Source organism: Actinocorallia populi, from assembly GCF_002995495.1.
Taxonomy (GTDB): Bacteria; Actinomycetota; Actinomycetes; order Streptosporangiales; family Streptosporangiaceae; genus Actinocorallia; species Actinocorallia populi.
On record NZ_PVZV01000004.1, the window covers coordinates 171,952 to 197,773 of the forward strand.

General features: G+C 72.9%; 29 protein-coding genes. 14 read left to right on the top strand and 15 right to left on the bottom strand.

What is annotated here, in order from left to right; all coding sequences use genetic code 11:
- The first annotated feature begins 34 nt into the window (after positions 1-34).
- The 4 genes from sigE to C2865_RS17510 all read left to right on the top strand — a co-directional run bounded on the left by sigE (position 35) and on the right by C2865_RS17510 (position 3,433).
- A complete protein-coding gene (gene sigE, locus C2865_RS17495; protein ID WP_106399562.1) occupies positions 35-643 on the top strand; it encodes an RNA polymerase sigma factor SigE in 609 nt (202 codons plus the stop codon).
- On the top strand, positions 640-1,239 hold the full coding sequence (locus C2865_RS39445; RefSeq protein ID WP_157963776.1) for an anti-sigma factor family protein: 600 nt from the start codon (positions 640-642) through the stop codon (positions 1,237-1,239). Before sigE ends, C2865_RS39445 begins: the two co-directional genes overlap by 4 nt.
- A gap of 112 nt (positions 1,240-1,351) precedes the next feature.
- The gene (locus C2865_RS17505) at positions 1,352-2,974 is read left to right on the top strand and encodes a S1C family serine protease (RefSeq protein WP_106399563.1); all 1,623 of its coding nucleotides are present in this window, start codon (positions 1,352-1,354) and stop codon (positions 2,972-2,974) included.
- A gap of 84 nt (positions 2,975-3,058) precedes the next feature.
- On the top strand, positions 3,059-3,433 hold the full coding sequence (locus C2865_RS17510; protein ID WP_106399564.1) for a sec-independent translocase: 375 nt from the start codon (positions 3,059-3,061) through the stop codon (positions 3,431-3,433).
- Positions 3,434-3,739: 306 nt separating this feature from the next.
- Here C2865_RS17510 and C2865_RS17515 read toward each other — a convergent pair whose 3' ends face one another.
- The gene (locus C2865_RS17515) at positions 3,740-4,876 is read right to left on the bottom strand and encodes an Mrp/NBP35 family ATP-binding protein (protein WP_106399565.1); all 1,137 of its coding nucleotides are present in this window, start codon (positions 4,874-4,876) and stop codon (positions 3,740-3,742) included.
- Between the two features lie 139 nt (positions 4,877-5,015).
- Between C2865_RS17515 and C2865_RS17520 the strand changes: the two genes are divergently transcribed.
- Positions 5,016-5,501, top strand: coding sequence for a MarR family winged helix-turn-helix transcriptional regulator (locus C2865_RS17520; RefSeq protein ID WP_232835671.1), 486 nt, complete (start codon positions 5,016-5,018; stop codon positions 5,499-5,501).
- Here C2865_RS17520 and C2865_RS17525 read toward each other — a convergent pair.
- The 3 genes from C2865_RS17525 to C2865_RS17535 are packed head-to-tail and all read right to left on the bottom strand — an operon-like array spanning position 5,477 to position 7,896.
- Positions 5,477-6,013 carry a DUF1003 domain-containing protein gene (locus C2865_RS17525; protein WP_106399566.1) on the bottom strand — a complete coding sequence of 179 codons (537 nt, stop codon included), beginning with the start codon at positions 6,011-6,013 and terminating at the stop codon, positions 5,477-5,479. The two genes, C2865_RS17520 and C2865_RS17525, sit on opposite strands and share 25 nt — an antisense overlap.
- Positions 6,010-7,326: a magnesium transporter MgtE N-terminal domain-containing protein gene (locus C2865_RS17530; RefSeq protein WP_106399567.1), complete on the bottom strand. Its 1,317-nt coding sequence runs from the start codon at positions 7,324-7,326 to the stop codon at positions 6,010-6,012. Before C2865_RS17530 ends, C2865_RS17525 begins: the two co-directional genes overlap by 4 nt.
- 36 nt (positions 7,327-7,362) lie before the next feature.
- A complete protein-coding gene (locus C2865_RS17535; RefSeq protein ID WP_106399568.1) occupies positions 7,363-7,896 on the bottom strand; it encodes a hypothetical protein in 534 nt (177 codons plus the stop codon).
- Positions 7,897-7,975: 79 nt separating this feature from the next.
- Here C2865_RS17535 and C2865_RS17540 point away from each other — a divergent pair, with 79 nt between their 5' ends.
- The 3 genes from C2865_RS17540 to C2865_RS17550 all read left to right on the top strand — a co-directional run bounded on the left by C2865_RS17540 (position 7,976) and on the right by C2865_RS17550 (position 11,764).
- Positions 7,976-8,914: an HpcH/HpaI aldolase/citrate lyase family protein gene (locus C2865_RS17540; RefSeq protein ID WP_106399569.1), complete on the top strand. Its 939-nt coding sequence runs from the start codon at positions 7,976-7,978 to the stop codon at positions 8,912-8,914.
- A gap of 57 nt (positions 8,915-8,971) precedes the next feature.
- Positions 8,972-10,501: a CPBP family intramembrane glutamic endopeptidase gene (locus C2865_RS17545; protein ID WP_106399570.1), complete on the top strand. Its 1,530-nt coding sequence runs from the start codon at positions 8,972-8,974 to the stop codon at positions 10,499-10,501.
- Positions 10,502-10,834: 333 nt separating this feature from the next.
- Positions 10,835-11,764 (top strand): hypothetical protein, encoded by a 930-nt coding sequence (locus C2865_RS17550; protein WP_106399571.1) that lies wholly within the window; start codon positions 10,835-10,837, stop codon positions 11,762-11,764.
- Here C2865_RS17550 and C2865_RS17555 read toward each other — a convergent pair.
- Together C2865_RS17555 and C2865_RS17560 are read right to left on the bottom strand one after the other, a co-directional pair.
- Positions 11,725-12,447 carry a hypothetical protein gene (locus tag C2865_RS17555; RefSeq protein ID WP_106399572.1) on the bottom strand — a complete coding sequence of 241 codons (723 nt, stop codon included), beginning with the start codon at positions 12,445-12,447 and terminating at the stop codon, positions 11,725-11,727. The two genes, C2865_RS17550 and C2865_RS17555, sit on opposite strands and share 40 nt — an antisense overlap.
- A gap of 62 nt (positions 12,448-12,509) precedes the next feature.
- Positions 12,510-12,905 carry an NUDIX domain-containing protein gene (locus tag C2865_RS17560; RefSeq protein ID WP_106399573.1) on the bottom strand — a complete coding sequence of 132 codons (396 nt, stop codon included), beginning with the start codon at positions 12,903-12,905 and terminating at the stop codon, positions 12,510-12,512.
- A gap of 81 nt (positions 12,906-12,986) precedes the next feature.
- Between C2865_RS17560 and C2865_RS17565 the strand changes: the two genes are divergently transcribed.
- The 3 genes from C2865_RS17565 to C2865_RS17575 all read left to right on the top strand — a co-directional run bounded on the left by C2865_RS17565 (position 12,987) and on the right by C2865_RS17575 (position 15,323).
- Positions 12,987-13,628: a DUF6758 family protein gene (locus C2865_RS17565; RefSeq protein ID WP_106399574.1), complete on the top strand. Its 642-nt coding sequence runs from the start codon at positions 12,987-12,989 to the stop codon at positions 13,626-13,628.
- A 116-nt stretch (positions 13,629-13,744) separates the two neighbouring features.
- Positions 13,745-14,416, top strand: coding sequence for an MBL fold metallo-hydrolase (locus tag C2865_RS17570; protein WP_232835673.1), 672 nt, complete (start codon positions 13,745-13,747; stop codon positions 14,414-14,416).
- A 10-nt stretch (positions 14,417-14,426) separates the two neighbouring features.
- Positions 14,427-15,323 (top strand): RecB family exonuclease, encoded by an 897-nt coding sequence (locus C2865_RS17575; protein WP_106399576.1) that lies wholly within the window; start codon positions 14,427-14,429, stop codon positions 15,321-15,323.
- On the opposite strand, the gene C2865_RS17580 is transcribed toward C2865_RS17575, so the two are convergent.
- Positions 15,310-16,218, bottom strand: coding sequence for an oxygenase MpaB family protein (locus C2865_RS17580; protein ID WP_106400029.1), 909 nt, complete (start codon positions 16,216-16,218; stop codon positions 15,310-15,312). The genes C2865_RS17575 and C2865_RS17580 overlap by 14 nt on opposite strands.
- A 141-nt stretch (positions 16,219-16,359) precedes the next feature.
- Complete coding sequence (locus C2865_RS17585; protein ID WP_106399577.1) at positions 16,360-17,232, bottom strand: alpha/beta fold hydrolase; 873 nt, start codon at positions 17,230-17,232, stop codon at positions 16,360-16,362.
- A gap of 52 nt (positions 17,233-17,284) precedes the next feature.
- Between C2865_RS17585 and C2865_RS17590 the strand changes: the two genes are divergently transcribed.
- On the top strand, positions 17,285-17,941 hold the full coding sequence (locus C2865_RS17590) for a glycerophosphodiester phosphodiesterase (protein WP_232835674.1): 657 nt from the start codon (positions 17,285-17,287) through the stop codon (positions 17,939-17,941).
- Between the two features lie 34 nt (positions 17,942-17,975).
- On the opposite strand, the gene C2865_RS17595 is transcribed toward C2865_RS17590, so the two are convergent.
- Complete coding sequence (locus C2865_RS17595; protein WP_232835717.1) at positions 17,976-19,460, bottom strand: DEAD/DEAH box helicase; 1,485 nt, start codon at positions 19,458-19,460, stop codon at positions 17,976-17,978.
- Between C2865_RS17595 and C2865_RS40780 the strand changes: the two genes are divergently transcribed.
- The gene (locus C2865_RS40780) at positions 19,359-19,574 is read left to right on the top strand and encodes a hypothetical protein (RefSeq protein ID WP_232835675.1); all 216 of its coding nucleotides are present in this window, start codon (positions 19,359-19,361) and stop codon (positions 19,572-19,574) included. The genes C2865_RS17595 and C2865_RS40780 overlap by 102 nt on opposite strands.
- A 305-nt stretch (positions 19,575-19,879) precedes the next feature.
- Here the strand turns inward: C2865_RS40780 and C2865_RS17600 are convergent, their stop codons facing one another.
- Positions 19,880-20,677: a hypothetical protein gene (locus tag C2865_RS17600; protein WP_106399579.1), complete on the bottom strand. Its 798-nt coding sequence runs from the start codon at positions 20,675-20,677 to the stop codon at positions 19,880-19,882.
- Entirely contained in the window at positions 20,670-21,173 is a 504-nt protein-coding gene (locus C2865_RS17605; RefSeq protein WP_198653404.1) for an RNA polymerase sigma factor, read from the bottom strand. The genes C2865_RS17600 and C2865_RS17605 overlap by 8 nt, the downstream gene beginning before the upstream one ends.
- 114 nt (positions 21,174-21,287) lie before the next feature.
- Between C2865_RS17605 and C2865_RS17610 the strand changes: the two genes are divergently transcribed.
- Positions 21,288-22,934 carry a serine/threonine-protein kinase gene (locus C2865_RS17610; protein ID WP_198653405.1) on the top strand — a complete coding sequence of 549 codons (1,647 nt, stop codon included), beginning with the start codon at positions 21,288-21,290 and terminating at the stop codon, positions 22,932-22,934.
- A gap of 16 nt (positions 22,935-22,950) precedes the next feature.
- On the opposite strand, the gene C2865_RS17615 is transcribed toward C2865_RS17610, so the two are convergent.
- From C2865_RS17615 to ligD (C2865_RS17630), 4 genes are all read right to left on the bottom strand, one after another.
- On the bottom strand, positions 22,951-23,574 hold the full coding sequence (locus C2865_RS17615) for a TetR/AcrR family transcriptional regulator (protein ID WP_106400032.1): 624 nt from the start codon (positions 23,572-23,574) through the stop codon (positions 22,951-22,953).
- Between the two features lie 109 nt (positions 23,575-23,683).
- The gene (locus tag C2865_RS17620; protein ID WP_106399581.1) at positions 23,684-23,881 is read right to left on the bottom strand and encodes a hypothetical protein; all 198 of its coding nucleotides are present in this window, start codon (positions 23,879-23,881) and stop codon (positions 23,684-23,686) included.
- Between the two features lie 92 nt (positions 23,882-23,973).
- Complete coding sequence (gene ligD, locus C2865_RS17625) at positions 23,974-24,828, bottom strand: non-homologous end-joining DNA ligase (RefSeq protein ID WP_106399582.1); 855 nt, start codon at positions 24,826-24,828, stop codon at positions 23,974-23,976.
- The gene (gene ligD / locus C2865_RS17630; RefSeq protein WP_232835718.1) at positions 24,825-25,787 is read right to left on the bottom strand and encodes a non-homologous end-joining DNA ligase; all 963 of its coding nucleotides are present in this window, start codon (positions 25,785-25,787) and stop codon (positions 24,825-24,827) included. Before ligD (C2865_RS17630) ends, ligD (C2865_RS17625) begins: the two co-directional genes overlap by 4 nt.
- Positions 25,788-25,822 lie beyond the last annotated feature (35 nt).

The window sequence follows — 25,822 nt, forward strand, 5'->3', positions numbered from 1 at the left end:
CGGCACGGAAGAGGAGAGGGTGGTCTGAGACACCATGTCTGTCTCAGCGGTTCCATTTCAGGGCGCGGCCGGAGGAGTCGTCGGCAGGGAGAACGCCCCGGCGGCACAGTGGTCCCCGCCTTCGTGGGACCAGGTCGTCCGCGACCACTCCGCCCGGGTCTACCGGCTGGCCTACCGGCTGACCGGCAACCAGCACGACGCCGAGGACCTCACCCAGGAGGTCTTCGTGCGGGTGTTCCGCTCGCTGGCCAACTACACGCCCGGCACGTTCGAGGGCTGGCTGCACCGGATCACCACCAATCTCTTCCTCGACTCGGCGCGCCGCAAGCAGCGCATCCGCTTCGAGAACCTGGCCGATGACGCCGCGGACCGGCTGCCCGGCCGGGAGAAGACCCCCGCCCAGGTGTACGAGGACACCAACTTCGACGACGACGTCCAGGCCGCGCTCGACGCCCTGGCGCCCGACTACCGTGCCGCCGTCGTGCTGTGCGACATCGAGGGCCTGTCGTACGAGGAGATCGCCGCCACGCTCGGCGTGAAGCTCGGCACCGTCCGCAGCCGCATCCACCGGGGGCGCGGCCAGCTGCGCGCGGCCCTCGCCCACCGTGCTCCCGCGGAGAAGAGGAAAGGGATCACCCAGTGAGCTGCCTTGGCGACCGTCTGACCGCCCTGGTCGACGGAGAGCTCGACCATGACGGCAGGGACCGGGCGCTGGCCCATCTGGCGGTCTGCGACGGTTGCCGGAGCGAGGCCGAGTCGCTGCGCCGCCTCAAGCGCAGACTGCACTCGCTGAAGGACCACCCCGTCGGGAACGAGCTGCTGGGCCGCCTGTACGGGCTGGGGGACACTCCGGCCGACCCGCCGAAAACCGACCTTCTCTGGCCACCTCAGGTCAAAATGGACGGACCGGTCCCGGGTGACGAGCTGATGCGCCGGCTGTACCGCCTGGACGAACCGGGCGACGGCAAGACCGAGGCCTCCCGGTACCGCCGTCCCAGGGACGGCCGTCCGGCGCGCGATCGGCGGCGGGAGGCCCCGCGGCGGAGGCTGCCGCGGGCGCGTTACCTGGTGGCGGGCGCGGCCACGCTGGCGGCGCTGGGCGCGGGCACGGCCCCCTACGTGAACACCGGCAACGCGCGGGTGCCCAAGGTGTCACCCAGCTGGAGCCAGGTCTCGGTGCACAATGGCGGGGTCTCCCAGGTGCGCCTGCCCCGCCGCCAGGACGAGCAGAAGCGCTGAATTCTCCGCTTTCGGCATTATCTCCGCCTAGCGTTTAGGGTGCTTACGGCAAGCACATGGCGGGCGGGCCACGATAAGCCCGTACATCTCAGGCTCGTCAAGGAGTGGGGTAATGACGGAGGAAAGCCGAGGCTCGGTGGAGTCGCCGGGGGAACCGGGGTTCACTCCCCCGGACGCACCGGCCGAGCCGCCGGCGGACAGGCTGGTGGTCTCCCGGGAGGCCGCCCAGGCCGCGGCCCCCGCAGCCACCATGATGGACGGCGTGAACGTCCATCAGCAGGACGGCGGCCAGTCGCAGTGGCATTCGGGGGGACAGCCACTGCCCAAGCAGCAGAAGTCCGAACCCCAGCCGAACTTTGCACAACCGGACTCCTTCCGGGAGTCCGAGAACGCCCCGCCACCGCCCTACCAGGACGCCCCGCCCCCCTACGGGGAGCCGGCGCCCTACGCGGAGCAGCGGCCGGGATTCGCCCCGCCCCAGCAGGGCGCCTTCTGGCCGGGCACGCAGCCCCCGGTGCCGCCCCAGCAGCCGCCGCCGCTGCTCGTCCCCGGCATGGGCGGCCAGCCGCCCGTCCCGGGCCAGGGCGGCCCCTCCGGCCCCGGCAGCCCCAACTGGGCACCGGTGCCCGGCCCGCCGCCGGCGCCCAAGCGCGCCCCCGGTCTCGGCGTCTTCGCGATCGCCGCGCTGGTGATCGCGCTGGTCGCCGGCTCGGTCGGCGCCGGCCTCTCGGTGGCGCTGACCGGTGAGGAGCGGCCCGGCAACGTCTCCCTGGGCACCGACGGCGGCGACCCGAGCCAGGTGCGCGATCCCGACTCCGTGGCGGGCATCGCCCAGCGGGTGCTGCCCAGCGTGGTGACGATCAAGGTCAGCATGGGCAACGGCGAGGGCAGCTCGGGCACGGGCTTCGTCGTCGAGGGCGGCTACGTCATCACCAACCACCACGTCATCTCCGCGGGCGGCCTCGGCCAGCCCTCCAGCGTCACGCTCGTCACCAACGACGAGAAGCAGCTGCCGGCCACCGTGGTCGGCAACTCCCCGGAGAACGACGTGGCGGTGCTGAAGACCCAGGGCGACCACGGGCTGCCCCCGCTGGAGCTGGGCGACTCCGACGCGCTGGCCGTCGGCGACCAGGTGATGGCGATCGGCTCGCCGCTGGGCCTGTCCGGCTCGGTGACCACCGGCATCATCTCGGCCAAGGACCGGGTGGTGCCCACCCAGAGCGAGGGCAACGCCGAGGCCGGCATGATCACCGCGCTGCAGACCGACGCGGCGATCAACCCCGGCAACTCCGGCGGCCCGCTGCTGGACATCGCCAGCGGCCGGGTGATCGGCGTGAACACCGCGATCGCCAGCCTCAGCAGCGGCGGCGGGGAGAGCGGCAGCATCGGCCTGGGCTTCGCCATCCCCAGCAACAAGGTCCGCCAGGTCGCCGAGACCCTGATCCAGGGCGGCACGGTCAAGAAGACCGTGATCGGCATCAGCATGGACCGCACCTACGTCGGCGACGGCGTGCAGATCCTCAAGGGCGAGCAGGGCGTCATCAAGGGCGGCCCCGCCGACCAGGCGGGACTCAAGCCCGGCGACGTCATCCTCAAGGTCAACGACAAGGTGATCACCTCCACCGAGTCGCTGGTCGTGGTGATCACCTCGCACGCGCCGGGCGACCGGGTGAAGCTCACCTACCGCCGCGGCGGACAGGAGAAGACGGTCGACGTGACCTTGGGTCAGGGTTGACCAGCTGCTTTGTCAGCTCTGGGGTGGCGGATACCCTAAGGGGGGCCGGGACCGATCCCGGCCTCCCTGTCCATGGAGGCGCAGTTGTTCGACATCGGACTCCCTGAGGCGCTGGTCCTGGCCATCCTGGCCCTGGTCATCTTCGGGGAGAAGCTCCCGTCGGTGGCGCAGCAGGCCGGGCGCACCCTGCGCCAGCTCCGCCAGATGGCGCAGTCCGCGCAGACCGACCTGCGCGAGGGGCTGGGCCCGGAGTTCAAGGACTTCGACCCGCGCGACCTCAACCCCAAGTCCTTCGTGCGCAAGCACCTGTTCGAGGACGACGACGACCCCCTGGGCGTGCGCAGGCTCCGCGAGGAGCTCGACGACGACTTCGCCGAACCGCTGGGCCCTCCCGGACGCGGCCGCTCGGAGATGCTGGGCCAGGACGAGCGCCCGCCCTTCGACGACGAGGCCACCTGACCACCTGACCCCGCCCGCGGCCCCGACCCCGGGAAGACCCGCGAACCGGAACTCCGTATAAGAGTCCCCGCGTCGAGGAATCCCGCGAGGCGGGGGCTTGTGAAGGGCTCCCGTGCCGGGAAGCCCGCAAGGTGAGCCGGGGAGGCCCGTGAGGCGGGACTCCGTAGAGATTTCTCAGGCCGGGGAAGCCCGCGAGCCGGGGGAGGCTCCGTAAGGCCGGGGAGGACTTCCGCGCAAAGAAGATCCCGCGCCCCCCAGGGGGACGCGGGATCTTCGCGTTCGGCCGCCGCTCGTGCGGCGGACGGGTCAGCGGCCGGCCGGGGTGACGCTCAGCTGGCGGCCGAGGAGGCCGCGGCTGCGACCCGCCAGGTTCTCGGCGATCTTGCGCAGCTCGGCGGCGGCGGGGGCGTCCGGGTCGGACAGGACCAGGGGCTTGCCGGCGTCGCCGCCCTCGCGCAGGCGGGTGTCCAGCGGGACCTGGCCCAGCAGCGGCACCCGGGCGCCGAGGGTCCTGGTGAGCTCGTCGGCCACGGTCTGGCCGCCGCCCTCACCGAAGATGTACTGCTTCTCGCCGCAGTGGTCGCACAGGTGGTACGACATGTTCTCGATGACGCCCGCCACCTGCTGGTGGGTCTGCGCGGCGATCGCGCCGGCCCGCTCGGCGACCTCGGCGGCGGCCTGCTGCGGGGTGGTGACCACCAGGATGTCCGCGGACGGCAGCAGCTGGGCCACGGAGATGGCGATGTCGCCGGTGCCGGGCGGCAGGTCCATCAGCAGGATGTCCAGGTCGCCCCAGTAGACGTCGGCGAGGAACTGCTGCAGCGCGCGGTGCAGCATCGGGCCGCGCCACACCACCGGCTGGTTGCCCGCGGTGAACATGCCGACCGAGATCACCTTCACGTCGTGCGCCGACGGAGGCATGATCATGTCCTCGACCTTGGTGGGCCGGCCTTCCACGCCCAGCATGCGGGGGACGGAGTGGCCGTAGATGTCGGCGTCCACCACGCCGACCTTGCGGCCGAGGGCGGCGAAGGCCGCGGCGAGGTTGACCGTGACGGAGGACTTGCCGACGCCGCCCTTGCCGCTGGCCACCGCGTAGACCTTGGTCAGCGAGCTGGGCTTGGCGAACGGGATCTCCTTGGCGGGCTGGCCGCCGCGCAGGGTGTTCTGCAGCTCCTTGCGCTGCTCGTCGCTCATGACGTCCAGCTCCACCCGGACCGCCGGCGCGCCGGCGCGGGTGACCGCCTCGGTCACCTCCTTGGTGATCCGGTCGCGCATCGGGCAGCCGGCCACGGTCAGGTAGACGCCCACGGTGACCGCGCCGTCCGGGGCGATGTCGATGTTCTTGACCATGCCGAGATCGGTGATCGGACGGCGGATCTCCGGGTCGTTGACCGTGGCGAGCGCCGCGGTCACCTGCTCGGTCGTCAAAGGGGAGGCCATGGTCCCCATGGTATGGAACGTTCAGGCCCACGGCGAACGCGGGGTTGGTAGATCCTTCGCGCTCGGGGGGCGGGCAACGTTTCGGAAACATCGGCGAAGTGAATCACCCCGGAAGACCTGGCGTTTTACGATCGTTTGCGTGACTGACGTGAGTGCTCTCCCCGGAGTGACGATCTCGCCCGAAGAGCTTGCGGTCTGGCGTGTCCTCCTGCGGGCGCAGGTCCGGATCTCCCGCCACCTCCACCAGGACCTGCTGGCCGAGCACGACCTCGCACTCGGCTCCTACGACGTGCTCCAGCACCTGGCCGAGCAGCCGGACGGAAGGCTGCGCATGAACGACCTGGCCGACCGCGTCCTGCTGTCGCGCAGCGGCCTCACCCGGCTGGTCGACCGGCTGCAGCGCGACGGGCTGGTCCGCCGCGAGACCTGCACCAGCGACGCGCGGGGGCTGTTCGCCGTGCTGACCCTGCAGGGCAGGGAACGGCTGCAGAAGGCCACCGCCACCTACCACCGCGGCATCCGCGAGCACCTGCTGGGCCGGCTCGACGCCGCGGAGAAGAGCCAGTTCACGGCGCTGCTGCACAAGCTCTCCCAGGACGATCAGCCGGTGGCGCTGTCGGCCTGAGGCCGCCCCGGGCCGTCCGGCCTGCCGGGCTCGCCGTCCCGGCCGGTCTCCAGCTCCCGCAGCAGCTGCTGCAGCTCCGAGCGCAGGAAGTCGCGGGTGGCCACCTCGCCGAGGGCCATGCGCAGCCCGGCGATCTCCCGGGTCAGGTACTCGGTGTCGGCGATGGTGCGCTCGGTCTGCCTGCGGTCCTGCTCGTACTGCACCCGGTCCCGGTCGTCCTGCCGGTTCTGCGCCAGCAGGATCAGCGGGGCGGCGTAGGAGGCCTGCAGCGACAACATCAGGGTCAGGAAGATGAACGGGTAGGGGTCGAACCGCCACGCCGCCGGGGCCAGGAAGTTCCACGACACCCATGCCACGACGAAGACCGACATGTAGACCAGGAACCGCGCGGTGCCCAGGAAACGGGCGATCCGCTCGGAGATCTCGCCGAAGGACTCGGGGTCGTAGTGCGGCCGGGGGAAGCGGCGGCGGACCTCGCGGGGCTGGTCCAGGCGTGCGCGGGGAGTGGTCATCGGCCGTCCCGCAGCGACTCGGCCTCGGCGTCGAAGGGCTCGACGGGCCCGTCCTCGGTGTCCATGACGGTGCCGCGCCAGTCCTCGGGCAGCAGGTGGTCGAGCACGTCGTCGATGGTGACCGCGCCGAGCATGTGCCCGTCCTCGTCCACGACGGCAGCCGAGACGAGGTTGTAGGTGGCCAGGTAACCGGCCACGGTGTGCAGCGACATCGACGGGCGCAGCGGCGAGAGCGCCGGGTCGACGATCGCGCCGATCATCGTGGACGGCGGGTCGCGCAGCAGCCGCTGGAAGTGCACGGTGCCCAGGTAGTGGCCGGTCGGCGTCTCGGTGGGCGGGCGGCAGACGTAGACCTGCGCGGCCAGCGCCGGGTTGAGGTCGGGGTTGCGGATCTGGGCGAGCGCCTCGGCGACCGTGGCGTCGGGCTGGAGGATCACCGGCTCGGTGGTCATCAGCCCGCCCGCGGTGTCGTCGGCGTAGCTCAGCAGCCGCCGCACCGGCTCGGCCTCGTCGGGCTCCATCAGGGCCAGCAGCCGCTCGCGCTGCTCGGGCGGCAGCTCGCCCAGCAGGTCGGCGGCGTCGTCGGGGCCCATCACCTCCAGCACGTCCGCGGCGCGGTCGACGTCGAGCTTGCCGAGGATCTCCACCTGGTCGTCCTCGGGCAGCTCCTCCAGGATGTCGGCCAGCCGCTCGTCGTCCAGGGCGGCGGCCACCTCGCCGCGGCGCTTGGGCGACAGCTCGTGGATGACGCTGGCCAGGTCGGCGGGCTTGAGCCGCTCGAAGGCGTTGATCAGCCCGACCGCGCCCTGCTGCTCGGCCGCCACGTGCAGGCCGCTGATCTCCTCCCAGTCCAGGACCTGCGTCTCGGACCTGCGGCGGCGGACGCCCCCGGCCCGCCGGGGGCGGGCGGGCCGCTGGACCGCCACCTTGGTGACGCGCCAGTCCCGGCCCCTGACCGGCTCCATGCCGACGTCGATGACGACGTACTCCTCCCCGTCCTCGCCCCTGACGTGGCGGTCGAGCATCTCGGCGATCGCCAGGGTCTCGGCGGGGCGCTGGGAGAAGCGGCGCATGTTGAGCCGCCCGTTGAAGATGACGGCCTTGGCGTCGAACGTGGTGACCCGGGTGATCGGCAGGAAGACGGGCCGGCGCGGCGGGACGTCCACCACCAGGCCCAGGACCCGGGGGCGGCCGGTGCCCGACCACAGCGCGACGACCACGTCCCGCACCCGGCCGACCTGGTCGCCCGCGGGGTCGAAGACGGCGACCCCGGCGAGACGCGCGATGAACACCCGCGACGGCCCCGAACTCATGTCCCTGACGTTACCCAAGATCGGAGCAGGTCAACGTTAAAGGTCGGCTTTGCGACGTTTGCCACCCAGCATGAACGGTTTCCGCGTGGCGTTCACCGCCGGGTTCGGCACCGGGCGCACCGCGGAGTACGGCTCGTACTCGCCGGGCCCCTCCGGGTACAGGCCGGTGGGGGTGAGCCGCATCAGGTACGCCTCCCTGGCCCAGCGGGGGACCGGGGAGTAGGGAACGCCCTCCTCCACCGTCTCGTCCGGCTGCGGCCGGGCGTTCAACCGCTCCTTGAACAGCAGCGGCGCGACCTCGTCCCACTCCTCGGTGCCCGAGGCGACCTCGCCGACCGCGGCCCGCCACGACACCAGCCGGCCGCCCTTGTCCTTGCTGCGCACGATGACGGTGACCCGGTCGGCCTCCGGCAGCCCCGGCAGCGGCTGCTCACCGGCGCCGCCGGTCAGGACGTAGGCCGCGCCGCCGTGCCACACGTGCCACGCCGGGCGGGGACGGGAGCCGTCGGGCAGGGCGATCCACACCAGACCCGACTTCTTCATCGCCTCGTCCACCAGTGCTTCGGTCATGCGCCCATCATGACGGTCCGGCGCGCCGGAGGAGAACCCGGCTGCCGGTCCTGATCACCCGCTCGGTAGTCTCCCGGCCATGCAGCGCTCTCGACGCACCACCCTGGCCGTGCCCGGCAGCAACCCGCGCTTCATCGAGAAGGCGCAGGGGCTCGCCGCCGACGAGATATTCCTGGACCTCGAGGACGCCGTCGCGGTCGACGCCAAGGCCGGCGCGCGCAAGCTCGTCGTGGAGGCGCTGAACCAGGGCGACTGGGGGAACAAGGTGCGGGTCGTGCGCGTCAACGCGCTCGACACCGAGTGGACCTACCGCGACGTCATCGAGGTGGTCGAGGGCGCGGGCGAGCGGCTGGACTGCGTGATGCTGCCCAAGGTGAGCCGGCCCTCGGACGTGTCGTGGCTGGACACGCTGCTCACCCAGATCGAGCGGGCCAACGGGCTCCCGGCCGGCGGGATCGGCATCGAGGCGCAGATCGAGGACGCCCGCGGCCTCATCGAGGTGGACGCGATCGCCGCCTCCTCGCCGCGGCTGGAGACCCTCGTCTTCGGTCCGGGCGACTTCATGGCGTCCATCAACATGAAGACGCTCGTGGTGGGCGAGCAGCCCCCCGGCTACACCGAGGGCGACGCCTACCACTACATCTACATGCGCATCCTGATGGCCTGCCGCGCCTACGGCCTGCAGGCCATCGACGGGCCGTACTTCAACGTCCGCGACACCGAGGCGTTCACCCGCGCGGCACGGCGGACGGCGGCGCTCGGCTACGACGGCAAGTGGGTGCTGCACCCGTCGCAGATCGAGGCGGGCAACGAGGTGTTCTCCCCGGCGCAGGAGGACTACGACCACGCCGAGCTGATCCTCGAGGCCTACGAGTACTACACGACGGTCGAGAGGCGCGGCGCCGCGATGCTGGGCGACGAGATGATCGACGAGGCGTCGCGGAAGATGGCGCTGGTCGTCGCCGCCAAGGGCCGGGCGGCGGGCCTCTCCCGCACCCGGCGCTTCGAGGCGCCCTGAGGTCCTGGGGCGGGCTTCCCCGGTTTGGAAGGCGCTCCGGGTGCGTAGGCTCCTCCCATGGAGCCGCCATCCGCCACCCCGCCCTCCGGACCGGACGAGCCGGGCAGAGACGAGCCGGCCGAGGCCCCCCGGGAGGAGCCCCCGGCGCCCTGGCAGCCCCCGGACTCCGGGCGGCCCGACTTCGCTCCGCCGCAGCCCCAGGCGGCCTGGCCCGCCGAGCACACCTACCCGGTGCGCTCCGCGGAGCAGCCCCCGCCTCCCGCCGGGCCCGCGCCGACCCCGACCGCCCCCGGCTACCTGCTGCCCGGCCAGGTCGCGCCCGGAGCCGGACCCGCCACCGGGCCGTTCCAGGCCTACCCGGGGTACGCCCCGCAGGGCCCCGGCACGCCGGGGCAGCCCGCACCGCCCGGCTACGAGACCCTGCCGTCCGGCTACGCGCCGGGGCAGCCCTACCCCGGGTTTCCGCCCGGCCACGTCCAGGGGCAGCCCGTGCCGCCCGGCTACGGGGCCGTGCCGTCCGGCTACGCGCCCGGACAGCCCTACCCCGGGTTCCCGCCCGGTCATCCCGTCCCCGGATCGCCGCCCTACGGGTACGCCGTCCCGCGGCGGTCGAGCGTGGTGCCCGCGCCGCCCGGCACCCCCTTCCACCAGCAGGACCGCACCGAACGGCACCGCTGGTGGCGGCCGCTGCTGGGGACGGCCGCCCTGCTGGCGGGTGTCTTCTTCCTGGTCATCGTGGTGTTCGTCGGCTGGATGGTGGGGCACGCCCTGGTCACCGGGGAGCTGCCCGAACCGGCGGCCGAGGGCGACCAGCTCGTCGGCGGTCCGCTGGAGGACCTCGCCCTCCAGCTCGTCATGCTCGGCGTGCTGATCCCGCTGGTCCCGCTGGCCGTCTGGATCTTCTCCCGCCGCCCCATGGGCACGGTCATCTCGGTGCTGGGCCGGATGCGCTGGCGCTGGCTGGGCGCGTGCGCGCTGGCGGCCCTGGTCTACGTGGCGGTCTCCCTGGTGACCGGCATGATCGTGACGGCCGTCTTCACCGACGACGAGCCCCTGGTGGGGGAGTGGGTGGGCTGGAGCGCCTTCTGGGCCCCGGCCCTGGTGATCCTGCTGCTGGTGCCGTTCCAGTCCAGCGCCGAGGAGTTCGTCTTCCGCGGCTGGCTGCTGCAGGCGATCGGCGGCTGCACCCTGCGCCGCCCCGACGGCTCCCACCGCAACGCCCTCACCCGCGTCCTGGGCCGGGCGTTCGGCACGCCGTGGCCCGCCATCCTCATCAGCAGCGCCCTCTTCGTCGCCGGCCACGGCTACCGCACCTGGGCGATGGTCGACATCTTCCTCTGGGCGGTGGCCTGCGGCTGGCTGGCCGTCAAGACCGGCGGCCTGGAGGCCCCGATCGCCCTGCACGTCCTGAACAACCTGCTGGCCTTCGGCGTCACCGCCGCCGCCGGCGACCTCGAGGACTCCCTCCAGCAGGGCGCCGCCCCCTGGTACTACCTCCTGTCCGACATGCCGCCCCTGATCGTCTTCGTCGTTCTCGTCCTGTGGCTCCGCCGCCGCATGAACATCGCCACCGTGACGCCAGGGTGATCACCGCGGCCTAGCCTTCCGTGCATGCCCCCGTCCCCCGACGATCCCACCATCACCCGCAGGGACCTTCCAGGCGACGATCCCACCATCACGCGCAGGGATCCTCCTGGCGCCCTCCGCCCGCGGTTCCTGCCACCGCTCCCGCCCCCTGCCGCCTCCCCCGCCCCTCCGGCAGGGGGATACCGGTACCCGGTGCCGGGCCCGCCTCTCCAAGGGCACCGGCTCCCGGAGGGCAGGAGACCCTGGACCGCGGCGCCCGCGCCGGGCACCCCTTTCCACCAGCAGGGCCGGACGGCGCGGTACAGGTGGTGGCACTCTCCGGTAGGACTGTGCGTGCTGCTCCTCGCCGCGGTGCCCGCCCTCCTCCTGGCACTGGTGTTCTGGTCGGTGGTGGTCTTCGCGCTGACAGGGAAGCCACCGGAGCCGCTGAAGGCGGAATTCGGCATGGTGGGGTCGGCGGCGAAGTTCTTCCTGATCAGCGGGTCGCTGCTGCCGGTCGTGCCGTTCGCGGTCTGGGCGGTCTCCCGCCGCCCCATGGGTACGGCGTTCTCGGTGCTCGGCCGGGTGCGCTGGGGCTGGCTCGGGGTCTGCATGATCCCCGCAGGCGGATACTTCGCCTTCACTTACGGAGTCATCCTGATGGTCAACGCCCTCGTGAAGGACGAACCCTTCACGGTGAGATGGGACGGGGGGAAGGAGGACTGGGCTTCCCTGGCCATGATGATGCTGACGGCCTCGGCCTACGTGATCTTGATGGAGCTCCTGCGCGGCTGGGTGATCCAGGCCGTCGGCGCGTACACCCTGCAGAGGGCCGACGGCGGCCGCCGCGACGGGTTCGCCGGGGTGGCGGCCCGCGTGCTCGGGTCCCCGTGGCCCGGGATCGCCGCGACCTGCCTGATGAGCCTGGCCATGCTCGGCTCCGGTGATCCGGCGGAGATGGCCGGTGTCGTCTTCATGGCGGTCGTGTACGGCTGGCTGATGGTGAAGACCGGCGGAGTGGAGGCCATGATCGCTCTCCAGACGGTGAGCTTCACGGGAATCATGGTCGTCGTGGCCGTCACGGGCCGGTTCGGCATCGCGGGGGAGGACGAGGACGCCTGGTACCGCATGCTGCCCAACCTGACGGGACTGGTGTTGTTCACCGTCGCCGTCCTGTGCCTGAGCCGCTTGATGAACGTCGCGACGGTGACGCCGCCGCGGGCGGCGCCGCCGTACGGGACGTATCAGGCCGGGGGGTTGGGGTTCCCCGCGCCGAAGACCTGAGTCCACTCGCCGGGGGTCTGCTGCTGTTGCTGGGGCTGCGGCTGGCCGTACTGCGGCTGGGGGGCGGGCGCCGGGGGCTGGCCGTAAGGCGGCTGCTGCGCGTACGGGGGCTGCTGGCCGTAGGGCTGGGGCTGGCCGTACGGGGGCGCGGGCGGCTGCTGGGCGGGGGCGCCGAACGCGTGCTGGGGGCCGCCGAAGGGCTGCGGCGGGGCGCCGAAGGCCTGTTGGGGGGCGCCGAAGGGCTGCTGGGGCTGCTGGACGGGCGGGAGGCCGGCGTACTGGACGTGCCACTGCTGGAGGCCCTGGAGCTTGAGGGCGAACTCGGGGTCGGGCATCGAGAAGTAGTGCAGGGGCGCCCAGGCGCGGCGGCTGGTGCCGTCGGTGAAGCGGACGAGCACGCGGTCCTGGAACCACCATTTCTGCTTCTCCACCGACTGGACCTGCGCCCAGGGGTAGGTGCGGGTCTGCCAGCCGTTCATGGTCAGGCCCTGCGGGCTCAGGGTCAGGCCGAACTTCGCGAACTGGAAGTAGTACAGGACCATGGCCCCGCCGACCGCGAAGGCCACCAGGGCGCTGGGGACGCTGGTGAAGAGGCGCAGGAGCCCGATCACGCCCCAGACGGCCGCCAGGGCCAGATAGACCTTCCGCTGGCGTTCTTCCAGCCGGAACTCGACCTGCTGCATCGGGGGCGTCTCCTCGGAGCGACGTGGCCTGCCGTGGGCCGGTGCGGGCGCGAAACTTGATTTTACTCGGGTATGACCCGCCAGGAACGGAGCGTTTCGACCAGACCGGCCGTCACCGCGAGGCCCGCCACCTCGGCCAGGGGCACCCAGCGGACGTCCGCGGCGTCGTCCCCGGCGGCCAGGTCCCCGCCCGTCACGGTGCAGAGGTAGTCGTGGACCTCGTATCCGGAGACCTCCACCGATCCCAGGAGGGCCCCGGCGGCGACCGCCAGCCCGGTCTCCTCGCGCAGTTCCCGCACCACCGCCTCGGCGTCGGTCTCGCCCGGCTCGACCCGCCCGCCGGGGAGCGACCACAGCCCGGCGCCCGGCGGGCGCCCCCGCAGGACCATCAGCAGTTCGCCCCCTCGCACCACCACCCCGCCCACGCAGCGCGGCCTCCCGTACGGCTCCTCGGACATGCCTCCAGTAAAGACTCCTGGGGGAGTTGATGGGCTCTTCCGCCTTGACTTGACGGCCTCTGACTACGACTGTGGGTAAACGTGAGACCGGAACCCACCTGCCCCCGCTGCGGTAGGACCGTCGTGCCGCCGAACGCAAGGTCCGCCGACTGGACCTGCCCGGTGCACGGTGCCGTTCTGCCCCTCCAGCCGCCCGCCAGCCCGTCCGAGGAGGGTCTGGCGGTGGTCCGCTCCCGTGCCCGGGTGCCGATCTGGCTGCCGTGGCCGCTGCCGATGGGCTGGCTGGTCACCGGTTTCCTGCACGCGGGCGACGAGCACACCGGCGCGCGCGCCGCGGCGGTGGCGCTTTCGGGCCCCGGCCTGACCGCCGGGCCCGCCGACCTGCTGCTGGTCGCCGAGGAGGTCGGGGTGGGGCTCGGTGCGCGCCTCGCGGGGCTGCGCGGTCCCGACCCGGGGCCGGGGTTCGACGAGGGGCCCGCCCACGCCAAGGTCCACGCGGAGGGCAGGCCGGTGCCGCTGTGGTCGGTCGACGCCGGGCCCGGGGTCGCCGTCTACGCGGGAGAGGCCAGGGGCCGCTGGCTGTGGGCGCTGTTGTGGCCGGCCGAGGCGGGGGCCCTGATGGCCGACCAGTTCCAGTTCATCGACCTCCGGGAGCCCGGCATGGTCCTCGACCTGCCCTTCGGAGCGCCGTGTCCCCGGTTGGGCGATCTACCGGCGGTCTGATGATTCCGGACAAATCAGTCATTGTTTTTCTGTCGCGCACGCTCTCCGCTCGGGTCGTGCGTTCATTCGGCAAGGAAGGATAGGCTTCGCGGGTGACTGCGCGCATTGAACAGATTGTGACCAGTGGCCCCGTGACCGTGGACGACGAGGTCTTCACGACGGAGGCGAACACCTGGGTCGTCGGCGATGACGAGGCCGTCATCGTGATCGACCCGGCCAACGACGTCGAGGCCGTCCTCAAGGCGGTCGACGGGCGCGAGGTCATGGCCGTGGTCTGCACGAACGGCAGAGACAACATCGTCAGCACCGTCCTGGAGGTCTCCGCGGACGAGGAGCGGGGGGACGCCCCGATCCTGCTGCACCGCGGCGACCGGAGCCTGTGGCGCGACTACTTCCGCAAGCTCGCCAAGGACACCGACGACGAGGAGCTGCGCTCCCTGGAGCCCGACCAGTACCTGGAGGAGGGCGGCACCTTCGAGATCGCCGGGATCCAGCTGGAGGTGCTGCACACGCCGGGCTTCACCCCGGGCAGCATCTCGCTGTACGGCGAGAGCGACGGCATCCTGGTCACCGGCGGCACGCTGTGGCGCGGCCGTCCGGGCTCCTACGGCGGCGTCTACCTCGACCTGCACACCCAGCTGAACTCCATCACCGCCCAGTTCGGCCAGCTTCCGGCCGACACGCGCGTCCTGCCGGGCAGCGGCGAGGAGACCACGGTCGGCGAGGAGGCCGACCGCTGGGAGTCCTGGTACTCGCTGCAGCAGGCCGGCGCCGAAGAAGAGGAGTGACGCGGGCCCCGTGGAGCAACTCGGGCTCGAGGGGATGCCGCGCCGGCTCTATGCGTGCACCCCGTCACGGCTGAACACCTGGCTGGACTGCCCCCGCCGGTACCGGATGACGTATCTGGACCGGCCGCAGCCGTCCAAGGGCCTGCCGTGGGCGCACAACAGCGTGGGCGCGGCCGTCCACAACGCCCTCGCGGGCTACTGGCGGCTGCCCCGGGCCGAGCGAACGCCGCAGGCGGCGGGCGCGCTGCTGGTCCGGGGGTGGCTGACCGACGGGTTCCGCGACGCCGAGCAGTCACGGGCGTGGCGCGAACGGGCCCGGATCATGGTCGAGGAGTACGCGGAGGGCCTGGACCCGGAGCGCGAGCCGGCGGGCGTGGAGCGCACCGTGGCCGCCCGCACCGAGGTGATCGCGGTCTCCGGCCGGATCGACCGGCTGGACCACCGGGGCGGGGAGCTGGCCGTCGTCGACTACAAGACGGGCCGCCGCCCGCTCGGGCCCGACGACGCGCGCGGCTCGCTGGCGCTGGCCCTGTACGCCGTCGCGGCCGCGCGGGTGCTGCGCCGCCCCTGCCGGACGGTCGAGCTGCACCACCTGCCGACCCGGACGGTCGCGGTGTGGGAGCACACCGAGGAGTCGCTGGCCCGGCACCTGCGCCGGGCCGAGCAGACCGCCATGGAGTGCGCCGACGCCGACGAGTCCTACCGCGGCGGCCCCGCGCCGCGCCGGACGGGCGGCGCGGTCGAGCACGCCCCGTACGACGCGGCCTTCCCGCCCCGCACCGGGCCGCTGTGCGGCTGGTGCGACTTCGCCCGGCACTGCCCCGAGGGCAGGGCCGCCGCCGCGCTCAAGGACCCCTGGTCCGGCCTGGCCGGCGAGGACGCGGCGGCTCCCGTCAGGCCGGAGTGAGCACCCTGCCGGACGGCCAGCGCCGGGGGTCGCGCAACCCGATCAGCCCGCCGCCCAGGTCGTAGCCCTCCGCGGCCAGCGCCTGGCGGCTGCGCTCGAGCATCTCGCGGGTCGGCTTCATGAACGCGAGGTCGTGCACGCTCTCGGGGATGGAGTTCATCGCCATCCGGAACGAGCGCAGCGCGGCCGTCACCGCGGGCTGCGGCACCTCCGGCAGCAGCCCGTACATGTCGCGCGCCCACTTGGGCAGCGTGTAGTAGCACAGGGCCCCGAACGGGAACCAGGCGGGCTTGCCGGGGGCGAGGAACTTGAGATTCTCGGGCATCCGCGGCCACAGCAGGAACCTGACGGTCTCGCGGGCCTCGTCGGTGACCCGGAGCCTCGGCCGCATCTCCAGGAAGTAGGCCTCGGTCTCGGCCACGGTGGCCGGGACGTCCTCGGCGTGCAGCCCGACGTGGGCGGCGACCTCGCGCTGCTCGTCCAGGTACCGGTCGGCCATCTTGTCGGTGAGCGGGAGCCCGCCCCTGCGCGCGGTCTCCAGGTAGGAGAAGACCTCGGCGCAGTGCACCCACAACAGGAACTCGGGCTGGTCGAGCCGCTCCTTCTTGCCGGTGTCGTGGTTGAGGATCCGCAGGCTGCGGTGGATCTGCCGGACCTTGGCGGCCAGCGGCTCGATGTCCTCGCGCGAGCCGAACGTCGCCACCCCCACGAAGTCCGCGGTCCGCTGCAGCCGCCCGAACGGGTCCTCCTGGAAGTTGCTGTTCTGCCACACCCCCCACATCGCCATCGGGTGCAGCGCCTGCAGCATCAGGCTGCGCACCCCGCCCACCCACATGGTCCGATCGATGTGCACCCGCCAGGTCACGCTCTCCGGAGCCATCACCGTCGCCGCCACCACTCACCTCCTGTGAGACAAAGTTTAGTAAATGTATCATTACTGATGGGGTCCGGCCGGAGGGGGCTCCTCCCGCGGAGACGGCGGCGCCCCCGGCCGGAGGGGCCGGGGGCGCGGAACGGGACGGGGGCGAAGGCCGGGTCAGCGGCGTTCGGCGGAGTTCCAGAAGCCGGTGAGGGCGTGGGCGGTGGTCTCGGGCGCCTCCCAGGCGGGGGAGTGCGCCGCGCCGGGGATGACGACGCGGGCGGCGTCGAGGTGGGCGGACATGGCGGCCTGGGTGCCGGGGAGCCAGGCGTCGTCGTCCTCGCCGTACAGGACCATCAGCGGCAGGTCGGTGTCGTCGGCGACCTTGGCCAGCTCGGCGGTCCGGTCGGGGGCGGTCAGCAGCTCGCCCGCCATGGCGACCAGGCCGGTGGTGCAGTTGTTGAGGCAGCGCAGGCGGAGGAAGTCGATGATCTCCTCGGCCCAGCCCGCGGCGCGGGCGTCGGGGCCGAGCTTGATCTGCCAGATCTGCTCCATGCTCAGCGCGCCGGTGAGCGCGTCGCGCAGCGCGGCGGCCTTGGCGGCGCTCGGGCCGGTGATGGCGCAGGGGCCCGACGACATCAGGGTGTAGGAGGCGATCAGGGAGGGCTCGGCCAGCACCGTCTCGCGGGTCACCAGCCCGCCGAAGGAGTGCCCGACCAGGTGCACCGGCTCGGAACCCAGCGACGCGACGATCTCCGCCACGTCGGCGCCGAGCTCGGGCAGCAGGTAGCGGGACGGCTCGGTGCAGCCCGGGGAGTCGTGCTGGCCGCGCATGTCCAGTGCCAGCACCCGGCGGCCGGCCCCGGTGAGGGTCTGCAGCACCCCCAGGAAGTCCTCCTTGCTGCCGGTGAAGCCCGGCACGAGCAGGGCCGGTTGCCGCTCGGGCTCACCTACGGGCAGGGCCTCCAGGACGGCGAAGGAGCCGCGGGGCGTCCGCACGGTCGCGCGGCGCACAGCGGGGGGCAGTTCCAGAAACCGGGGCGTGCTCACGATGACTCAACCTACCAACGGCGAGGCACCGGACAGGTACCTTGAAATTTCTATGAAACCTGCCGAAACCCTGGTCTCGGCTCATCGCCGCGACGGTGATGACGAGGCGGCCGCGCTGGATCGTGCTCTGGCGAGCGGGGCGCACTACGTCGAACTGGACGTGCGGCGGACGGCCGCGGGCGAGCTGGTCGTGCGGCACGGCCCCCTGGCGGGGGAGGGCCACCACCGGCTCGCCGACGCGCTGCGGGCGGTGCGGGGCAGGGCCAAGGCCCATCTGGACCTGAAGGAGCCCGGTCACGAGGCGGAGGTCCTCGCCCTGGCCTCGGACGTCTTGGGCGCGGACGGGTCGGGCGAGTACCTGCTCACCACCCGGTTCGCCCGCTCCATCGTCCGGGCCAAGGAGCTGGCCCCGGACGTGCGCTGCGCGCTGTCGGTGGGCCGTCCGCCGTGGCATCCGGGGTTCGCCGCCGACCTGCGTCCGGTGTCCCGCATCCGGGACTGCGGGGCCGACTGGGTGGCCCTCAACCACCGCCTGGCGGGCCTGGGCGTCCTGGAGCGCTGCGCCCGCGCGGGCATCCCCGCGATGCTCTGGACGGTCAACGCGCCCCGCGCCCTGCGGCGCGTCCTGGCCGACCCCCGGGTCGCGATGGTGGTCACCGACCACCCGCACACCGCGCTGGGGCTCCGCCACGACGGCGGATCCGCCTGATCGCGCGGATCAAGCGGATCGTCGTCTCAGCCGGTCAGGTGTTCTCGGAGGCCGTGCCCTCCTGGGCGGCAGCGGCGGCGCCCTCGGCCGGGCGGCGGCGGGTGCGGGTGCGCTTGCGCGGGGCGCTCTTGGCGGGAGCGCTCTGCGCGGAGTCCGCGGTCGGGGCGTCCCCGGCCGCGGGGGCCCGGGTCGCGGAGGTCTCGGAGGTGCCGGTCTCACCGGCGCCGTTCTCAAAGGCGCCGGTCTCGGCGACGGGGACGCCGCGGCGGGTACGGGTGCGGGTGCGTTCGCGGCGGCGGCGCGCCGGACGCTCGGAGTCGTCCCTGGACGGCCGCTCGGAGTCCCGCGAGCGGCCCTTGGGGGTGCGGATGCGGCCGGTCTCGCCGATGTCCTCGAGCTCCTCGGCGGCCAGGCCCTCGCGCTCGCGCTGCTCCTTGGGCAGGGTGCCCTTGACGCCCTTGGGGATGTTCAGCGCCTCGTAGAGGTGCTCGGAGGTGGAGTAGGTCTCCTGCGGGTCGGCGAAGTCCAGGCCGAGCGCCTTGTTGATCAGCTTCCAGCGCTGGAGGTCCGACCAGTCGACCAGGGTGACCGCGATGCCCTCCTGGCCGGCGCGGCCGGTGCGGCCGATCCGGTGCACGTGGGCCTTGTCGTCCTCGGGGCACTCGTAGTTGATCACGTGCGTGACGTCGTCGATGTCCAGGCCGCGGGCGGCCACGTCGGTGGCGATCAGCACGTCGATCTTGCCGTGCCGGAACGCGCGCAGCGCCCGCTCGCGCTGGCCCTGGCCGAGGTCGCCGTGGACGGCCGCGACGGCGAAGCCGCGCTCGGCCAGGTCGGCGGCCAGCCGGTCGCAGGTGCGCTTGGTCTGGCAGAAGACCATGGTCAGCCCGCGGCCCTCGGCCTGCAGGATGCGCGCGACCATCTCCGGCTTGTCCATCTGGTGGGCCTGCCACACGTGCTGGACCACCTTGGGCTGCGCCTCGGACTCGGCGTGCGCCTCGGCCCGGACGTTGGTGGGCCGGGTGAGGTAGCGCCGGGACAGGCCCATGATCTCGCCCGGCATGGTGGCCGAGAAGAGCATGGTCTGCCGCCGCTCGGGCACCTTGGCCACGATGCGCTCGATGTCGGGCAGGAAGCCCAGGTCGAGCATGCGGTCGGCCTCGTCCAGCACCAGGACCGCGACCTGCGACAGGTCGAGGTGGCGCTGCTTGATCAGGTCGAGCATGCGGCCGGGGGTGCCCACGACGACGTCGACGCCGTCGCGCAGCGCCTCGATCTGGGGCTCGTAGGCGCGCCCGCCGTACACCGACAGGACGCGGGTGCCGAGCTTGCCGCCGGCCAGCACCAGGTCGTCGTGCACCTGGATCGCCAGCTCGCGGGTCGGGACGACCACCAGGCCCTGGGGGGCCTTGCCGCCGTGGGTGATCCGCTGCAGCAGCGGGATGCCGAAGGCGAGGGTCTTGCCGGTGCCCGTGCGGGCCTGGCCGATGATGTCCTGGCCGCCGAGCGCGATGGGCAGCGCGAGGGCCTGGATGGGGAAGGGCGAGGTGATGCCCTCGGTGGCGAGGGCATCGGCTATTTCGGGGATGACCCCGAGTTCGGTGAAGGTAGTCAGGACGTTCAGCCTCCGTAGTTCTGGGCGGCGAGGTCTGCCCGAGAGGCGCCGTTAAGGAGCGCGGCGCAGCAAGGCCCGTTTCGTTGCGGCCGCGCGCTCGCGCGGGAGGGACCAGCCGTCGTTCTTGTTCTGGGGCGGACCGCGGCGGCGCGCGGGGTGGGCGCCTGGGAGGGCGTCGGTGCGCGTCACAAGTGCGCGGTCACACTCTGCAACACAGTCTACCGGCTGTCAGTAGTTCCCCGCCATAGCAGAAAATCCTGAGCCCTCGCAGGAGATCCGCCTTCGTAAGGGAAGCTCGGATTTGGGGGGTTTCCTGGTCGAGGCTAGCAGCCGAACCCCCGTGCGCAGAGGCGCTGGGAGAACGCCCGCGCGTCCTCCTCCAGGTCCTGGAGGATCCCGGCCGTCTCACCCGTGTCCCGCTCCTCCCGGAACCGCTGGCGCGAGTGGACGGCGACGACGGGACCCTGGCGGTAGAAGACCGCGCTGACGAGGTGGAACAGCCGCCCGGACCGCTCGGGCACCTGATCGGCCTCGATCCGGTACCCCTCGTCGCCGACGGGAGCGGAGGAGGGGGCCGCGCCGCACTCCTCGACCTGCTCGCGGAGCGCGCGGAGCCAGGCCGAGGCCTGCGCCGGGCCGGCGAAGAGGACCACGGCCTCCCCCCGCTCGTCGGCGGCCGCCGGTCGGCCCCCGTCCTCCGGCGCGGGCGCGAAGTCCAGGCTCAGGTGCCGGATCCAGCCCTGCGGCTCGGGTTCGCGGTCCGAACAGCCGGGCAGCGGAGTTCCGGTGCCGGGCCGGTCCTCGGTGCTCGACCAGCCCTCCCGGGGCGATCCGCGCCCGTCGACGGCCTCCGGCCAGTGGACCAGGTCGCCGAGCCCGAGTTCCGGCGGGGCGGCGGCGGAGTGCGTCGGCCGGACCAGTGTCCGGTCGGGGGGCCGGGGGGCGGGCGCGGCGAGGAGCCCCCCGGCCAGCACGGCCGCGGCGACGGCACCGGCGCCCAGGGCGCGGCGCCGGGCCCGGCGGGCGCGGCCCAGGCGGGCGATGTGCCCGGGAGCGGATCCGGAGGCGTTCGAGGCCACGTCGGAGCGCAGGTCGGCGAAGAGGCGGTCGAGGTCAGGCATGGGCGTCCTTTCCATCGGTGCTGTCGGCCAGCAGGTCGTGCAGGTGCCGCCGCCCCCGGGACAGCCGTGCCTTGACGGTCCCGGCGGCGACGCCCTCCGCGGCGGCGATCTCGGCGACGGAGTAGCCCGAGAGGTGGTGCATCACCACGGCGCGGCGCTGGGCGTCGGGCAGCGCCCGCAGCGCGGTGGCCAGGGCGACCGAGGTGGCCGAGGGCCCGGCGGCCGGCGGGGGCGGGCCCTGCCGGAGCAGGGACGCCAGCGCGGTGCGCGCCCGGCGCCAGCGGCTCACCGCCAGTCGGTAGCCGACCCGCGCCACCCAGGCGCGGGGCCGGTCGTATCCGGAGACCTTCCGCCAGTGGGTCCAGGCCCGGACGAACGCCTCCTGGACGATCTCCTGGGCCTCGCCGAGGTCGCCGGTGTAGGCGTAGAACTCCGCCACCAGCCCGGGGTGGGCGGATCGGTAGAAATCCGCGAAGTCCGGCGATTCCAGTGCCAACGCGGTCCCCTTTCGTCGGGTCAGGGGATACACGCGCGATCTGGGGCACGGGTTGCATGGTTTTTCAGGACAATGGTCGTCCCATCCGATCTTTCCGACATCTTGAGGGCGTGCATGGACTGGCAGGTTCCCGGCTACGACGAGCTCCGCGACCTGGGCGGCGGCGCCCAGGGGAGGGTGGTGCTGGCGTCGGAGCGGGGCGGGGGCGGGCTGCGGGCCGTCAAGTACCTGGCACGGGCGGCGACCACGCTGGAGCGCGAAGCGGCGGCGCTGGCCCGGGTGCACGACCCGCATGTGGCGCGGATCCACGGGTACGAGGCGGAACCCGGCGGGGACGGCGGCGCGCTGATCATGGAGATGGTCGAGGGGTACGCCCTCGACGCGGTGCTCGCCGCCCGGGTGGCGCTGGAGCCGAGGGCGGCCCTGGTGCTGTTCAAGCACGTGCTGCTGGGACTGGCCGCCGCGCACGCCGCCGGGGTGCCGCACCGCGACTGCAAACCCGCGAACGTGATCGTCCGGCCGGACGGGACCGCCGTGCTGGTCGGCTTCGGCGGAACGGCGCATCTGGAGGACGAGGACGGCGCCGGCCGGGCCGGGACCCCGGCCTACCGCGCCCCCGAGCAGTGGACGGGCGCACCCGCCAACCCCGCCACGGACCTGTACGCGGCGACCTGCGTCTTCTTCGAGTGCCTGACGGGCGCCCCGCCCTACCAGGCGTCCGCCGAGGCCGAACTCCAGCAGCTGCACCAGAACGCCTCGCCGCCGATCGAGAGGCTGCCCAAGGCGCTGCGCCCGCCGGCCCTGCGCGGCCTGGCCAAATTCCCCGCCCAGCGCCCCCTGGACGCCCTGGCGTTCGTGTCCGACCTGGAGAAGACCGCCCGCCGCGCCTACGGGCGCAAGTGGGAGAGCCGCGGCCTGGCCTCCCTCCTGGGGCTGGCCGCGGCCATGGCGGGAACGGGGGCGCACCCGGTCGTCGCGGGCGCCGCGCGGCAGCCCCGCACCGGCAGGGCCGCGCTGGTGTTCGGCGCCATCGGGCTGGCGGCGGTCGTGGCCGCGGGCGCCGCCGTCTACTCGGCCTCGGGAGAACCCGAGGGAGAGCGCTCCCCGGTCGCGGCCCCGCTGGCGCAGCGGCCGGCCTCGGCGGTGGCCGAGGTGGTGTTCGTGGAGGAGGAGCTCCCCGGCGAGCGGATCAGGGTCGCCACCGTGGCGGGGCTGCCCCCGGAACTGAACCGGAAGGTCAACACCGCGCTGCGCGCCCGGGTGGACGCCCTGCTGCGGGAGAGCCGGCCGGGCCTGTCCGGCGGCCGGATCAGGGTGAGGTCCTCGCTCGGCTTCCGGTCGGCGGGCCTGGCGTCGGTGCTCTACGCCTTCTCGGTGCGGCCCGGGCGGACGGACGGCCCGACGCGGGAGTTCACCACCCGGTTCGCCGTCACCGTCGACCTGGCGACCGGCGCGGAGATCACCCCGTCCCGGATCTTCCCCGAGTCCGCGCTGCCCGAGCTGAACCGGCGGATCATGAAGGTGGCCGAGGACCCCCGTGGCTGCTTCGACGAGGAGCCGCTGGCGCTGACCGCGGCCAACCTGGAGCACGTCCTGGAGCCGGCGTTCGTGCGCAAGGGCATGCAGGCCGCCCTCCTGCTGGCGGAGAGCGGCCCCGCGGACCGGTACTCCCCGGGCTGCCGCCGCACCGAGGAACTCGTGCCCTACCGCATGCTGCTGGACCTGATGGCCCCGGACTTCCGCGCCAAGCTGGGCCGCTGAGCGGCCCCGGCCGTGCTCAGGCGCCGGTGCGCGGGAACCCGGAGATGCCCCGCCAGGCGAGCCGGGCGATGACGTTCTCCGCCGTCTCCTTGGGGATGGCCTTCTGCTGGGAGAGCCAGTAGCGGGCGCTGACCTCGGCCATGCCGACCAGGCCCATGCCCAGCAGGTAGGCCTCGTCGACGGTCGCCTTGGTGTCCTCCTGGATCACCTTGGCGATCATCTCGGCGCACTTGTGGTTGGCGCGCTCCACCCGGGCCCGCACCTGCGCGACGTTGCGCAGGTCGGACTCGAAGACCAGCCGGTAGGCCTCGCCGTCGCCGGACACGAAGTCGTAGAAGGCCTGCATGCTGGCCTGCACCCGGAGCTTGTTGTCGTTGGTGGAGGCCAGCGCGTCGCGGACCGTGGTGACCAGGCCCTCGGCGTGCTCGTCCAGCAGGGCCAGGTAGAGCTCCAGCTTGCCCGGGAAGTGCTGGTAGAGCACGGGCTTGCTGACTCCGGCGCGCTCGGCGATCTCGTCCATCGCGGCGGCGTGGTAACCCTGTGCGACGAAGACCTCCTGCGCGGCGCCGAGCAACTGGCGCCGGCGGGCCATCCGCGGCAACCGGGTGCCTCGGGGCCGGGCGTCCGGAGTAGCGGTCACGACCATGCTCCTCTTGGCTACTGGAACAAACTTGAGCGGCTTTTGCTGTGCCGCTGCCCAATCCCATCATCCTACGCGCCAGTAACCTCGCTGGTCACCTAACTGAGATTCAGCGGTACTCGTCCTCGTCGAGCCGGACCTCAAGACGCTGGTCGGCCGTGTCGGCCTCGTCGGCCTCCAGCGGCACGGGAGCCTCCCGATCCGGAGCCTCCTCGGCTTCGGGGGTCTGCTCCTCCTGCTGTTCCAGGACATCTTCTCGCGGAGCCTCCTGGAAAGGGGTCTCTTCGAAGTTTTTCGGATCGCCCATGACGGCCTCCCGTGTGATGTCGATGTCGTGGTCCGTTGCTCTACTACCCCCGCCGGGCCCCTCCGCTCACCTGTCCGGCCCGGAAGCCTCGCTCAGCCCAGGAGGGGGGCCAGCAGGTCGCCGTGCTCGCGCACCCGCTCCAGCACCTGGGCGGGGCCGAACCGCACGGCCCGCCCCTCCTCGACCTCCGCCCAGGTCAGCGGGGTGGAGACGGACGGCTCCTCCAGCGCGCGCAGGGAGTAGGGGGCGACGGTCGTCTTGGAGAGGGAGTTCTGCGACCAGTCGACGAAGACCTTGCCGGTGCGCAGCTTGCGCTCCATCTTGGCGGTGACCAGCCGGCCGTACTCGTCCGCCAACCGGTTGGCGGCGCTCTTGGCGTACGCGGAGGTGTCGAGGTCCGTGACGGGCACGTACAGGTGCAGCCCCTTCTTGCCGCTGCTCTTGGGGTGGGCGGTGAGCCCGTCGGCGGCCAGCAGCTCCCGCAGCAGCAGGCCCACCACGCACGCCTCGGTGAACGTCGCGGGCGCTCCCGGATCGAGGTCGAAGACCATGAGATCGGGTTTCCCGCTGCTGATCCGCCACTGCGGGACGTGCAACTCCAGCGCCGCGAGGTTCGCGCACCACACGAGCGTGGGCAGATCGTCGACCACGACGAAGTCCAGCGCCTCCTGCTGGCCGCCGGGCGTCTCGATCCGCTCGGTCCGCACCCACTCGGGCGTGCCCTTGGGCGCGTTCTTCTCGTAGAAGCGCAGCGCCCCCACCCCCTCGGGGAAGCGGATCCGGGTGAGGGGGCGGTCCCGCAGGTGCGGCAGCAGGACGGGCGCGATCCGGGTGTAGTAGTCGATCACCTCGCCCTTGGTGAACTCCGGGAACATCGGCTTGCCGAGGTTGGACAGCGTCAGCGTCCGGCCGTCCACCTGGACGTCGACGCGATCGCTCCGGGTCATGCGGCTCCTTCGTGGAGGGACACTTCTTCGGGGGACTTGTCCGAGCGCAGCCCGCGCCAGGAGGGGTGGCGCACCCGGCCGTCGGCGGTCCATTCGGTGAAGGCGACCTCCCCGACGAGCACCGGCTCGACCCAGTGGGCGTCCCTGGCGACGTCCCGGGGCGGGACCCCCTCGCACGGCCAGGAGGGGCGCTCCAGCGGCCGGAGGCGGGCCGTGAGGTCGTCCAGGGCGGCGTCGTCGAAGCCGGTGCCGACGTGCCCGGCGTAGCGCAGGCTCCCCCGGACGTGCACGCCGAGCAGCAGCGACCCGAGGGTGCCCTCCCGGCGGCCCTGCCCGGACCGCCAGCCGACGACCACGACCTCCTGGGCGCGGAAGTTCTTGATCTTCTGCCAGGCGTCCGTGCGCCTGCCGGGCTGGTAGCGCGAGTCCAGCCGCTTGGCGATCAGCCCCTCGAGCCGTTCCCGCGCGGTGTACTCCAGCAGCTCCCGCACCTGCTCGCGGTCGGAGGCCGGCAGGTAGGGCGGCACCTCGACCGGGCCCGCGGCCAGCTCCAGGTCCTCCAGCAGGGCGCGGCGCTGGACGTAGGGCAGGTCGAGCAGCGGCATGCCGTCCAGCTCCAGCAGGTCGAACACCACGTACCTGACCGGCACGGACCGCAGCAGGCGCCGGGGCGGGTCCGGGACGTGCATGCGGCGCTGCAGCCGCTCGAAGGACGGCCTGCCCCGGTCGAACGCGACGATCTCGCCGTCGAGGACGGCACGGTGCCCGGCCAGGAGGTCGGCCAGCGCGCCCAGCTCCGGGTAGGTGGAGGTGATCGGCACGCCGCGGCGCGCGAGCACGCGCACGCCTTCGGGGCCCACCTCGGCCAGCGCGCGCACGCCGTCCCACTTGAGCTCCAGGGCCCAGTTCTCCGGATCGTCGGGCAGGCCGCCGGTGACGGCGAGCATGGGTTCGATCATGTCCACGGTGTTGTTCGTACCCCGTCGTCCGAATC

Excerpts from the sequence above, each read along its gene's own strand:
- sigE (WP_106399562.1), top strand. The coding sequence starts at position 35 with ATGTCTGTCTCAGCGGTTCCATTTCAGGGCGCGGCCGGAGGAGTCGTC.
- C2865_RS17505 (WP_106399563.1), top strand. The coding sequence starts at position 1,352 with ATGACGGAGGAAAGCCGAGGCTCGGTGGAGTCGCCGGGGGAACCGGGG.
- C2865_RS17515 (WP_106399565.1), bottom strand. The coding sequence starts at position 4,876 with ATGGCCTCCCCTTTGACGACCGAGCAGGTGACCGCGGCGCTCGCCACG.
- C2865_RS17525 (WP_106399566.1), bottom strand. The coding sequence starts at position 6,013 with ATGACCACTCCCCGCGCACGCCTGGACCAGCCCCGCGAGGTCCGCCGC.
- C2865_RS17530 (WP_106399567.1), bottom strand. The coding sequence starts at position 7,326 with ATGAGTTCGGGGCCGTCGCGGGTGTTCATCGCGCGTCTCGCCGGGGTC.
- C2865_RS17535 (WP_106399568.1), bottom strand. The coding sequence starts at position 7,896 with ATGACCGAAGCACTGGTGGACGAGGCGATGAAGAAGTCGGGTCTGGTG.
- C2865_RS17540 (WP_106399569.1), top strand. The coding sequence starts at position 7,976 with ATGCAGCGCTCTCGACGCACCACCCTGGCCGTGCCCGGCAGCAACCCG.
- C2865_RS17545 (WP_106399570.1), top strand. The coding sequence starts at position 8,972 with ATGGAGCCGCCATCCGCCACCCCGCCCTCCGGACCGGACGAGCCGGGC.
- C2865_RS17555 (WP_106399572.1), bottom strand. The coding sequence starts at position 12,447 with ATGCAGCAGGTCGAGTTCCGGCTGGAAGAACGCCAGCGGAAGGTCTAT.
- C2865_RS17560 (WP_106399573.1), bottom strand. The coding sequence starts at position 12,905 with ATGTCCGAGGAGCCGTACGGGAGGCCGCGCTGCGTGGGCGGGGTGGTG.
- C2865_RS17590 (WP_232835674.1), top strand. The coding sequence starts at position 17,285 with ATGAAACCTGCCGAAACCCTGGTCTCGGCTCATCGCCGCGACGGTGAT.
- C2865_RS17600 (WP_106399579.1), bottom strand. The coding sequence starts at position 20,677 with ATGCCTGACCTCGACCGCCTCTTCGCCGACCTGCGCTCCGACGTGGCC.
- C2865_RS17610 (WP_198653405.1), top strand. The coding sequence starts at position 21,288 with ATGGACTGGCAGGTTCCCGGCTACGACGAGCTCCGCGACCTGGGCGGC.
- C2865_RS17620 (WP_106399581.1), bottom strand. The coding sequence starts at position 23,881 with ATGGGCGATCCGAAAAACTTCGAAGAGACCCCTTTCCAGGAGGCTCCG.
- ligD (WP_106399582.1), bottom strand. The coding sequence starts at position 24,828 with ATGACCCGGAGCGATCGCGTCGACGTCCAGGTGGACGGCCGGACGCTG.
- ligD (WP_232835718.1), bottom strand. The coding sequence starts at position 25,787 with ATGATCGAACCCATGCTCGCCGTCACCGGCGGCCTGCCCGACGATCCG.